Here is a 12,054-nt window from a genome sequence, read left to right on the forward strand (position 1 = left end):
ACAGAAAGGAGGATGTATATGTCCAATGAGGTTGCCCATACTCATCAGGTTTCGCATACACATCAGCTTGTTCACTTTATGCGTATTCTGGTTGAAGCCATTGCTGTTTATCCAGTTTTTGTCCTGCTGGATGGATACTGGCTTCATACCGAACAGCCGTGGATGTGGTCGCTGCTGTTACTGAGCTGCATTGGTATTGGAAGTGGCTGGCGCAGCATTATCAATGACAATCGCAAAGCGCAGACAGGTTCTGTTGTTATCTGGATCGTATATGTGTTGCTTGCAGTGGTTTCGCTGTATGTACTGTTACAGCATAGCCAGACGAGCGCCAGTTGGATGGTGGCGAGTGTGCTAGCGTTAGGTGGCTTGTTGCGTGGTCGGATGCTGTTACGGGGAGCATGGGATACGTTGTTTCCTATTCGCATTCAGCTCATTGCATTAGGCGTAGCGTGGGTAGTCTACATAGCTGTTGGGCGCAGCGACGGGCTGCATGATGTACGAGGCACCTTGTATGCAGCAGGTGCATGGATGCTGTTTTCGCTGTTATTCCGATTCGGAGCGCAGCAGATTGATTATATTTCGCTGGATGAGGGATTTTCGCTGGCAGCGCTGCGAGCGGTCGTATCACGGAGTCGTCGCTGGATCTGGTTAGCTGTAGTAATCATCGCCATTATTGGCGGCAGCAATCAGATATCCGCTTGGTTATGGAGTGTATGGCAATCGCTGCTGGGGATACTTACACCGGATAGTGTGCCGCCACCGCAAAGTGTGCCGCCGAATGACATCCTGCCTTCGCAAGAACCATTGCTATTGCCGGAAAGTGAAGATAACAGCATGAACCCATTTTGGATACAGAAAATCGCCCAAATTGCCATGCTGCTAGCGGTCAGTGCGTTTGCTAGTTGGCTGGGCTGGTTGCTGTTTCGTATGATCCGCAAATATGCTCCACGTCTATACCGCTGGCTGCTGGCTTTATGGGAACCGATTGCTCATACCGATCATGGACAGTCCGGTGACGCATATACCGACGAGGTAGAACACATTTCTCCAGCTCACCAAAAGGAAAAGCGGCGTCTGTTCGCCAATCGTCGTCCACCTGACGATCCATCGGCGCGCATTCGCTATCATTATCGCGAATTGCTGCGCCTTGCACAGCGAAAAGGGCTGCATGTGCCGCCGTCAGCTACGCCGTTGGAAGTGGGGCGGCAATTGGAACATGCAGCGAGGGATGAGAATGGAGCGAGTAGACTGGATCGTACTACTGCATATGATCATTTAGATCATCAGCATTCAAATCGACAGCAACACCCCTCACCAGTGGATCATACCAACCAAGAGCATGCTGCAACGTCTTATGCCAATTCAGCATCTTCCAATGCCTCAACAACGATATACAAGCTGATCGCGCTGTACAATCGATCCCGTTATGGAGGGCAGCCGGTTTCCGTGCAGGAGGTCGAGGAATGGGAGCAACACAATAAACAGACGCACCGATAAGCAGATATTCGTGACAATGCTGTGAAGCATTGTCATTCGCGGTAGACCAATTTCCTTTGAGGACTGGACATAGAGCGTATCAACGGCTATGATAAGTTGTAAGTGACTGTAACCGATTGATGCGTTAAAGCATGTTAGAAAATTTCTTTACATTGAATTTGGCGTACAGTATTATGTATAGAATGAACAGCCTGAGAGGAGATTAACGATGAAACTCAATCATTGCAAAATTGTAGACTGCACAATCCGCGACGGAGGTCTGGTGAATAACTGGGACTTTAGCGTAGAGTTTGTACAGGATTTGTATAATAAACTGAACGAAGCGAACGTCGATTATATGGAGATTGGCTACAAAAACTCGCCCAAGCTGCTGAAAGGTGCCGAGAGCGCTGGTCCATGGCGTTTTCTGGATGACGAGTTCCTGCGCGAAGTGATCCCGCACAAAGGGCACACCAAGCTGTCTGCGCTTGTAGATATCGGTCGTGTGGACGAGAATGACATTTTGCCACGCGAAGATAGCCTGCTCGATCTGATCCGTGTCGCTTGTTATATCAAGGATGTAGACAAAGCGCTGCAACTGGTACAAACATTCCATGATCGTGGTTACGAAACAACGCTGAACATTATGGCGCTGTCCAACGTGATGGAAAATGAACTGATCGAAGCATTCGAATTGATCCGTGAGAGCGTAGTAGATGTGGTTTACATCGTGGATAGCTATGGTAGTCTGGATTACAAAGATTTCATCTATCTGGTAGAGAAATTCAAGACTCACCTTCCAAACAAACGTCTGGGTGTGCATACCCATAACAATATGCAGCTTGCGTTCTCCAACACACTGATCGCTGCTGATAATGGCGTAGAACTGCTGGATGCTTCGGTATACGGTATGGGTCGCGCGGCAGGTAACTGCCCAACTGAGCTGCTCGTAACGCATCTGAAAAACACCAAATACACACTGCGTCCTGTACTGGAAATGATCGACAAGCACATGATTCCGCTGCGTGAAAAAGAAGAATGGGGCTACCTCATTCCGTACATGATCACCGGTACACTGGATGAGCATCCACGTTCGGCAATGGCACTGCGCGCTTCGGCGGACAAGGATAACTCGGTCGATTTTTACGACAAGCTGACTACACCGGAAGTAAGCTTTGATTCTTCTTCCAAAAACTAAGTGTATGCCGTTTGTTGTTAAGTCTATACTGTTCGTTGGATTGTATATAGGCTTCACTATAGAACGGGTAAAATAGCGAATGAACAAGCCGGATGCCGTAGATTTGCTACGCTCTGGCTTGTTGTTATTTTAGCGAAATACGCGTAGGGCAGAAGCAGTACCAATCTCATCCTGCGGAGAAATTGCTTGCCAAATTGTTTGAAATATGGTATATTCGTTGTTGTGACTGACAACCAAACTTATAAAAGTTACGGGATGTAGCTCAGCTTGGTAGAGCACCTGGTTTGGGACCAGGGGGTCGCATGTTCAAATCGTGTCATCCCGATTCTGGGCGGGTGTAGTTCAATGGTAGAACTCCAGCCTTCCAAGCTGGTAGCGTGGGTTCGATTCCCATCACCCGCTTCATGTATTTAAATAAATGCGCCGTAGACCCATTTAAGGTTTACGGCGCATTTATTTTTGGGTAAAACGTAGATGATACTATAAATTCGCATGATGCGATATTGGAACAGGAGAAAGATGAACCATGGAGAATTATTCATTTTTTACGGATGAATTGGAGGCAGCTAATCATGTAATCGAAGTGCTGAGTAATGTGCTTGCCGTGAACACCATTTTCATTGCCAGTAATGATGGCAGCACCAATCGTATACTGCGGGCTTTTAACCGCGAGGAATTATTGGTGAATGAAGGATTGGAACTGCCGCTTCAAGATACATATTGTGGATTGGTTTCCGGCAAGGCTGCTTATGTCGCACATACGAGTGAACATCCATCCACCTGTATGCTTCCAGTGACAGAAAATATGGGGGATCATGCGTTTATCGGCTTTCCAGTCAATCTGCGCAGTGGGCAAATTGTAGGCACGATCTGTGCGCTGCATACACCGGGGTATATTTATTCCAAAACAGAAGTACAATCGATGTACTCGATGGCGATTCTGATGAGCCATGTAGCTGAATTGCAACATCAGACAGACTCACCGATCGTACGCTGATCTGGGAATAACGTCGGCGTAATATCCATCTATGCTGATTTTGAAAAATAGAGTTGCGACATCGCTTATGCTGGCATCGTTAGATCCTCATATGCCGGGATAGTTCAATCGATAGCAGATGCCGGAACAGAAGCCTCACCAGAAGCGAATGGAATCGTGCCAGTCAGTGCAAGTTGTAATATAAACGGCCATGCTCCATGTCCAGATGCGGTGTTAATATGTCCCATATTCGGTAGCATGATACTAGGAACGCCAATTTCTGCATAAAACAACGTGTTCTCCAACTCACAAAACGGATCGTTAGAGGATTGAATAATCAACGTAGCATCCGCAGCAAGCTGTAAGCGTTCCGGGTGTGGAGGCGGGAAAAATTCCTGTATTTCCGGCAACTGAATCTGTGCAGACGGTGGAGCCACTACAATCGCTTGTTTGACGCGTCGCGCAGGTAATGTAGCCGCATAGTGGAACCAGAGTATACAGCCCAGACTGTGCGTAATGACGATCAATTCCTCGTCCTGCGGAATGGCATCCATCAGCTCGCTGAGTTCCTGTAACCAGATGGCAAGTGACGGCTCATCATGATCCGGGAATTGCGGGTAATAGACCCGTTCTCCACGCTCTACCAATTGAGTCGATAACCACGTCTGCCAGTGCTCCGGCCCACTGCCACCCAATCCGTGCAGCAAAAGATAACTTGTACTCATGAACGATGCAACTCCTTTATGTAGAAAGTTAGATGGCAAATCGCAATCATATTCAAATATTTTGCAGCCATATTCACATATTTTTAAATTATATAAATAAATACTTTTGTCTGTCTACGTTACATGCTTTATTCGATTTAGGGTTTAAGTTAGAATGGTCACTCAAGCACCGTCACTTCATTTATTGTGATGCAAGAATGTAATGGTATATCGTTCAAGTATCATCGCTACTGAGCACGTATCGTTAATTTACTGGCGTTTTCTTGATCCGATTTGCTCAAGATGATCAGATAACGCACATGATCTTTCGTAGCTTGAAGCACTTTGGTACTTTCTACACTATTGACCGTCCAGCCTGAAGCAAGCAGGGACAGCACATAATTACTTTTTAAATTTTCATGGCTAACATTGAGAGCATAACAGCGTACATCTTCACAATCGGGCTGTGCAGTGATAAACGAAGAAGTAGGAACAGGAAGAGAATGTAGCTGTGGATCGGATTGAGTTTGCAATGTGTCGCTTGTACTACTACATGCGGTTAGTAACCATATCATGCTTATCATCAGCGTTTTTTTCATATAAGGCTCCCTGAAATTCATGTTGGTTGATATCGACACACATTCTAGCACGATCTTGAATGAGATAACAATGATGCACCTGTTTCTGTATAAAAGTTGGCATCTATTTCCTTTTCTGCTACAATGACACTGTTGGCGATTCAATATGCCGATCAACTTGTAGAAAAGAGAGGTAACCATTTGTCTAATGAAGTAACAATACGAATGTCCCCATTAACTGTATGGATAAGTACAGGCAGTCAGCTGTTCGCGGCGATTGTAACGGGATTCGTATGTGTTTTTTCATCAATAAGGACAGTGGATTACTGGCAGTTCTCTTTCACCAATATAGCGCAAATAGTATCAAATACTAGCGCTATGCCTGTATGCAATATACGATAGTGCGGCACAGGATATAGCCGTTCTTAGTATGTATTGCAGGATGTATGTATGGTGATGCTATAAGCTGGGATACAAGGATAGGATATATTACACGGTAGTCTTTGCGCTGCCTGTTATGATCGTATCGTCACAGCTAGGTAGCAAATGAATCCAACCTGACCGATTATTGCTGAATCACATATTGGCTAGTTAAAGCTAACCTTCCGTTTGCAAACCGCGCAGCAGCTGCTGTCGCGGTTTTTTATATGTTCTACACACAGCTGTAGAAGACGGAAGGATGATGGATATGACCACATGGGTGAAAGTACGCAATTTGTCCAAAGACTGGAATGGCAAAATGATTTTTGAGCAGGTGAATCTGCACATCGAGAGTGATGAGCGAATGGCGCTGATCGGTGTAAATGGTAGCGGCAAGACGACGCTCATTCGTATGCTGATGGGTGAAGAACATGGTACTGAGGGCGAGATAGAGCGCTTTTTGCCATTACAATATTGGGATTGGATGCGTCAACAAGACGATCACGATCAGATGGAAGGCGCTACTGTACTGGAGATGGCAAGGCAGGGGAAACGTGAATTGTGGAGCCTGCGCCAGCAATTGGATCGGGATGAAGCGGCGCTGAGCGATGCTTCACTGGCATCTGACGAACAGGGCATGAATGAACGACTATCCCAGTACAGTCAGCGATTAGAGCAGTATGAACAGCTGGACGGCTTTGTCTGGGAAACGGAAGTGGAGAAGCAGTTGACGACACTCGGTATCGACAGCCAGCTGTGGAGCGCACCTTATACCAGCCTGAGCGGTGGACAGAAGACGCGTGTGCGGCTGGCGGCAGTACTGACTCGTGATACCCGGCTACTCATTCTCGATGAACCGACCAACCATCTTGACGTGGAAACGATGGAGTGGCTGGAGAAGCGGCTGCGGCAATATACCGGTGCACTGCTGTTTGTTAGTCATGATCGCGAATTTGTTGATCGTTTGGCAACGTCAGTGGCGGAATTGACGCCACAGGGCATGACGGTGTACAAAGGCGGCTATCGTGATTATCGGGAGCATAAGGAGCGGGAGCTGCAAGCACAGCAGGCACTTTACAAAAAGCAAGAGCAGCAGCGTAAAGCGTTGGAAGAGTCGATTCGTCGCTACAAAGAATGGTTTGACAAAGCGCACGCTGATGCAGGCAAGCAAAGTGAAGTGAAGAGCACTGCCAGCTTTTACAAAGCCAAAGCGAAAAAGAATATTTCCCGCTATCATGCCAAGCAAAAGGAAATGGAGCGGCTGGAAGCAGTTCGTGTTGATAAGCCGCGGGAAGCGGATCGACTGAACTTTCAACTGGAATCTAGCGAGTTCCGCGGGCATACGCTGCTGGCATTGCGCGATGTATCATTTGGCTATGAAGAACGAAATCAAGCAGTTAAGTCTCAAGCAGAACAACCGTCTCACTTGCTGCGACATCTTGATTTGTCGCTGCATCGTGGTGATCGTCTGGCAGTTACTGGGCCAAATGGCAGTGGCAAAACGACATTGCTGCGATTGCTACTGGGCAAGCTGAAGCCGAGTGAAGGTGAGATGTATACACATCCGGCACTACAAATCGGATACTTTTCGCAGGAGCTGGAGGATTTGCCACTGGATATGACGTTGCTGGACAGTCTGCTTGTATTGCCGGGCATGACACGTACGGAAGCGCAGACGATTCTTGGCTGCTTTTTGTTCCGGCGCGAGGATGTACACAAGATGATTGGACAGCTTAGTATGGGCGAGAAATGCCGCGCGGCGCTCATTCGATTGTATTTTGGCGGTGCCAATCTGCTCATATTGGATGAGCCGACCAATTATCTGGATATCGCTGCACAGGAAGTGATCGAGTCGGTATTGAGTAACTTTAGCGGTACAATTGTGCTTGTATCGCATGACCGGATGATGATTCGTCGATTGGCGAATACGTTGTTGTTGCTGGATGGTCACGGACAATATGAAGTGTTCGCTGGTAGTATGGAGGAATATGAGCAGTTTCAGCAACGCTTGAGACAGCAGGCGCAATCTGGTGGACGCGAGGCGGATGAACGACGGATGCTGCTGGAATTACGATTGTCTCAACTGTTGGCGGCGGCTGAGAATGGACAGCAGCATACTAGCTTGGCGTCGTCCAGTATTAGTAACATGTCATCGACGATGCACGTGTCCAAGTTTGCATATGGCAGTCAACTATCGACAGAAGAAGCATTCACAACAGAACATCCGCCAACTGCCGAGCAACGGCTATGGATTGAGATTCGGCAAATACGGGACGAATTGGAACGCTACAAATTGCATAACAATCGTTGACGACCGCCGGGGAAGTTTGTACAATAAGGAGTATTCATCTGCATGACGGTTTTAGAACATGTAGATATGTATTGTCCATTACATGCATGAACATGAACATCTGCAACGATGGAGACAAGTACGCAGCACCGCCCTACAGGGAGAGAATGCCATAGATTGAGAGCATTTTACAGGGGACGCACTGCCGAAATTCACTCCGGAGCAGCTGCCTGAACGATTCATTGTCGCCGTATCCGCCAACTGGCTGATGGTCTGACATTTGATTTCAGTAGGGATAGCCGGTCTGACGATCCGTTATTGTCGTTATTGAGCGAGAATTAAGTGCTCTGTCTCATGGAATATCATTACATTTGCTGTATTCGGCATGATGTCATTCCGTGCAGACAGAAAAGGTGGCTTGCCGTCATCATCACATCGTCCGCGATTGGGTGCGTGATTGTAGCAGAACCGGCTTATTTCTAACAAGGGTGGTACCACGGTCTTTTCGTCCCTTACGGGAGAGAAGGCCTTTTTTTGTTGATTTCGTTTCCTTAACAGATTGGCAAATGTGTACAAACAGGCAGAAAGGGGAATTTTACAATGAGCGAAACGGTTCAAATGAAAGAGCAATTGCTAGCGCTGAAGACAGAAGCGCTGGACGTACTGGAAAAAGTCGGCACCCCCAAGGAGTTGGATGATCTGCGCGTCAAATACTCTGGCAAAAAGAGTGCGTTGACCGAGATTCTACGCGGTATGGGTAAACTGAGTGCGGAGGAGCGTCCGGTCGTTGGTCAGGTAGCGAATGAAGTGCGCGAAGCGATCGAGGAAGTAATCAGCCGCAAGCAGGCGCATTTTGTACGTGAAGAAACGAATGCCCGTCTGCAAAATGAAAAAGTCGACGTTACTTTGCCGGGTCGTCCATTGTCCCAAGGTGGTATTCATCCGCTGAACAAAGTCATCGAGGAGCTGGAAGATATTTTCCTCGGTATGGGTTATCGTGTAGCGGAAGGACCGCAGGTTGAGACGGATTATTACAACTTTGAAGCGCTGAATCTGCCACAAAACCATCCAGCACGTGATATGCAAGATTCGTTCTATCTGACGGAAGATCTGCTGATGCGTACACAAACATCCCCAATCCAGATCCGGGCGATGGAACATGCCAAAGGACAGGCTCCGCTAAAAGTCATCTGTCCGGGCGCTGTATACCGCCGCGATGATGACGATGCGACTCACTCCTTCCAGTTCCACCAGATTGAAGGACTCGTTATCGACAAAGGCATTCGCATGAGCGATCTGAAAGGAACTCTGCTGCAATTCGCACGCGAAATGTTCGGTGAACAAACCGAGATTCGTCTGCGTCCAAGCTTCTTCCCTTTCACTGAGCCAAGTGTTGAGGTCGATGTGACCTTTACGAAGAAAAACGGCGAGCGCATCTGGATCGAGATTCTCGGTTGCGGTATGGTGCATCCGAAAGTACTGGAAATGGGTGGTTTTGATCCGGAAGTGTACAGCGGCTTTGCCTTCGGTATGGGCGTCGAGCGGATCGCAATTCTGAAATACGGCATTGACGATATTCGCCATTTCTATAGCAATGATATGCGTTTCCTGGAGCAATTCTCCCGCATGTAATATGGGTCATGATGAATGTGATCCATTGTAAACGATAGAGCATCAACTGTACGATGCAATACCAGATACTATTGAAGGTAAAAGGAGTGAACGGACTGTGAAAGTATCAACAGAATGGCTATCTCAGTATGTGTCGCTGGAAGGCGTTAATCCGGAAGACCTCGCTGAGCAAATTACCCGTGCAGGGATTGAGATCGACAGCGTAGAAAGCCGTAATCAGGGCATTACTAGCGTCGTTGTCGGTTATGTCAAACATAAGGAAAAACACCCGGATGCAGATAAGCTGAACGTATGTACAATCGATGCTGGACAAGGCGAAGACCTGCAAATTGTTTGCGGTGCCAAAAACGTCGATGCTGGTCAAAAAGTACCGGTTGCACTGGTTGGTGCCAAGCTGCCGGGCGATCTGCATATCAAAAAAGCCAAGCTGCGTGGCGTTCTATCGCAAGGTATGATCTGTTCCGCGAAGGAGCTAGGTATTAACGACAAGCTGCTGCCGAAGGAGCAACAAGAAGGCATTCTCGTACTGCCAGAGCAAACAGAAATCGGTACACCGATTATTGATCTGCTCGGTTTGAACGATCAGATTCTTGATTTTGATCTGACGCCCAACCGTTCCGACTGTCTGAGCATGATTGGTGCCGCTTATGAAGTAGGTGCAATTCTTGGTCGTGATGTGAAATTGCCGGAAGTGAATCCGGTAGAAGGTGGAGATTCCGCTGCCAGCCATATTTCTGTATCAATTGAAGCAGAAGAAGCATGCAGTCACTTTTCCGCGCGTTATATTACTGGCATCAAGATTGGTACATCGCCGCTATGGCTGCAAAATCGTCTGATCGCTGCTGGTATTCGTCCGATCAATAACGTGGTCGATATTACGAACTTCGTTATGCTGGAATACGGTCAACCGCTGCATGCGTACGATGCGGACAAGCTGAACAATGGTGCAATCGAAGTGCGTATGGGTCGCGAAGGCGAAATTTTGAAAACATTGGATGATCAGGAGCGTAAGCTGGATGAGCGCATGCTAGTGATTGCGAGCGGCGGCAAAGCAGTTGGTCTTGCTGGCGTCATGGGCGGAGCGGATAGTGAAGTGACTGGTGAAACGGTGAACATTTTGCTAGAATCGGCACGCTTTGATGGCGGTACAGTTCGCAAAACGTCTCGTCGTCTCGGTCTGCGTTCCGAAGCAAGTCTTCGTTTTGAAAAAGAAGTTGATCCTGCTGCGGTTGTACCCGCGCTGAATCGTGCAGCTGAGCTGATCGTGCGTTATGCACACGGTATGATTCACGAAGGTGTCGTTGAGCAGGTTGTATCTCAGCCAGAAGAACAAACATTGCAGCTGTCGCTGAGTAAGCTGAATCGTTATCTTGGTACTGAGCTGTCGCTGCTGGAAGTGAAAATTATTTTCGGTCGTCTGCAATTCCCTTGCGGCGATGTAGCACAGGATCTGATCGAGGTACGTGTACCGACTCGTCGCGGCGATATTCAGCGTGATGTCGATCTGATCGAAGAAGTGGCACGTCTTTATGGCTACGACAATATCCCGACGACGCCAATTGAGGGCGCAACGACACCGGGCGCATTGACTGCACCACAGCGTCTGCGTCGTACGGTTCGCCATCTGCTCGTACATGGCGGTTATCAGGAAGTGATCAGCTACTCGTTCACACATCCAGACAAAAACAAACGGTTCCCACAGCTGCGCGGCAGTCATCACGATGTAGCGCTGGCGATGCCGATGAGCGAGGAGCGTAGCGTACTGCGTACTGGTATCGTATCGCAATTGCTGGAGATCGCTTCATACAACCGTAACCGCAAGCAGGATAATCTGGCATTGTTCGAGATTGGTATGGCTTTCTTCAGTGAAGAAGAGAAGCTTACTCGTCAGCCGAATGAAGTGCCATTGCTTGGTCTGCTGCTCACTGGTAAACGTCAGCCTGCGCAATGGAATACCGGTTCTGACCGTGTTGACTTCTTCGATATCAAGGGCGCGCTGGAAGGTGTGTTCAGCTATCTGGGCATTCAGCCTTCCATTACGTACAAAGCAGATCAACCAGAAGGATATCATCCGGGTCGCTCCGCATCCGTATATCTGACTACTGGCTCGCGTGAGCTGCGTATCGGTACGATTGGTCAGATTCACCCAGATATTCAGCGGGAAGCGGATCTGGATGAAACGTATGTGGCAGAGATCGAACTGACGCCGCTGTATGAGCATACAACAACTCAGATTACGTATAGCGAATTGCCGCGTTATCCATCTGTTCAACGTGATATCGCGGTTGTCGTTGACGATCTAATTCCGGCAGGCGATCTGATTGCTTCTATCCGCGAAACAGCAGGCGAGCTGTTAACATCGGTACACGTATTCGACGTGTTCAAAGGCGAACGTCTCGGCGCGGATAAGAAAAGTGTCGCCATTGCACTCGTGTATCGTCATGCTGAGCATACCCTGACTGATGAAGAAGTAACAGCTGTACACGATACTGTACTGGCGCAATTGGCAGAGCGATTCGGTGCCGAACTGCGTAAATAATAGTAATGCAGATAGCATCCAATCTCGTTATGTAATCGGGTATAGCGATATGTTCTAACAAAATAGAAGCTGATTCCTAATGTGCAAGCAGCAGGAATTCCATGAAGCCACATCGAAATAGACGTCGATGTGGCTTTTTTGTTCAACGAGCACTAGAATAGACAGAAGAACATTTTGTACAATAAGGTCAGCATAAAAGATGACCACAGGCGTAATGTTAGTATGCACCTGTGTATGCCCA

General features: G+C 47.9%; 8 protein-coding genes and 2 tRNA genes. 8 read left to right on the forward strand and 2 right to left on the reverse strand.

Annotated elements, in window-relative coordinates; translation table 11 throughout:
• Positions 1-18 precede the first annotated feature (18 nt).
• From ACE3MZ_RS06825 to ACE3MZ_RS06845, 5 genes are all read left to right on the forward strand, one after another.
• Positions 19-1,497 (forward strand): hypothetical protein, encoded by a 1,479-nt coding sequence (locus tag ACE3MZ_RS06825; RefSeq protein WP_411345704.1) that lies wholly within the window; start codon positions 19-21, stop codon positions 1,495-1,497.
• Positions 1,498-1,705: 208 nt separating this feature from the next.
• Complete coding sequence (locus ACE3MZ_RS06830; RefSeq protein ID WP_411345705.1) at positions 1,706-2,674, forward strand: aldolase catalytic domain-containing protein; 969 nt, start codon at positions 1,706-1,708, stop codon at positions 2,672-2,674.
• A 251-nt stretch (positions 2,675-2,925) separates the two neighbouring features.
• A tRNA-Pro gene (locus ACE3MZ_RS06835) sits at positions 2,926-2,999 on the forward strand.
• Positions 3,000-3,005: 6 nt separating this feature from the next.
• A tRNA-Gly gene (locus tag ACE3MZ_RS06840) sits at positions 3,006-3,076 on the forward strand.
• 124 nt (positions 3,077-3,200) lie between these two features.
• On the forward strand, positions 3,201-3,671 hold the full coding sequence (locus tag ACE3MZ_RS06845) for a GAF domain-containing protein (RefSeq protein WP_411345706.1): 471 nt from the start codon (positions 3,201-3,203) through the stop codon (positions 3,669-3,671).
• A 104-nt stretch (positions 3,672-3,775) separates the two neighbouring features.
• Here ACE3MZ_RS06845 and ACE3MZ_RS06850 read toward each other — a convergent pair whose 3' ends face one another.
• Positions 3,776-4,375, reverse strand: coding sequence for an RBBP9/YdeN family alpha/beta hydrolase (locus ACE3MZ_RS06850; protein WP_411345707.1), 600 nt, complete (start codon positions 4,373-4,375; stop codon positions 3,776-3,778).
• A gap of 227 nt (positions 4,376-4,602) precedes the next feature.
• The gene (locus ACE3MZ_RS06855) at positions 4,603-4,953 is read right to left on the reverse strand and encodes a hypothetical protein (RefSeq protein WP_411345708.1); all 351 of its coding nucleotides are present in this window, start codon (positions 4,951-4,953) and stop codon (positions 4,603-4,605) included.
• A 667-nt stretch (positions 4,954-5,620) separates the two neighbouring features.
• Here ACE3MZ_RS06855 and abc-f point away from each other — a divergent pair.
• From abc-f to pheT, 3 genes are all read left to right on the forward strand, one after another.
• On the forward strand, positions 5,621-7,663 hold the full coding sequence (gene abc-f / locus ACE3MZ_RS06860; protein WP_411345709.1) for a ribosomal protection-like ABC-F family protein: 2,043 nt from the start codon (positions 5,621-5,623) through the stop codon (positions 7,661-7,663).
• A gap of 579 nt (positions 7,664-8,242) precedes the next feature.
• Positions 8,243-9,274: a phenylalanine--tRNA ligase subunit alpha gene (gene pheS, locus ACE3MZ_RS06865; protein WP_411345710.1), complete on the forward strand. Its 1,032-nt coding sequence runs from the start codon at positions 8,243-8,245 to the stop codon at positions 9,272-9,274.
• Between the two features lie 97 nt (positions 9,275-9,371).
• On the forward strand, positions 9,372-11,813 hold the full coding sequence (gene pheT / locus ACE3MZ_RS06870) for a phenylalanine--tRNA ligase subunit beta (protein ID WP_411345711.1): 2,442 nt from the start codon (positions 9,372-9,374) through the stop codon (positions 11,811-11,813).
• Positions 11,814-12,054 lie beyond the last annotated feature (241 nt).

The organism is Paenibacillus sp. WLX1005 (assembly GCF_046603685.1).
GTDB lineage: Bacteria > Bacillota > Bacilli > Paenibacillales > Paenibacillaceae > Saccharibacillus.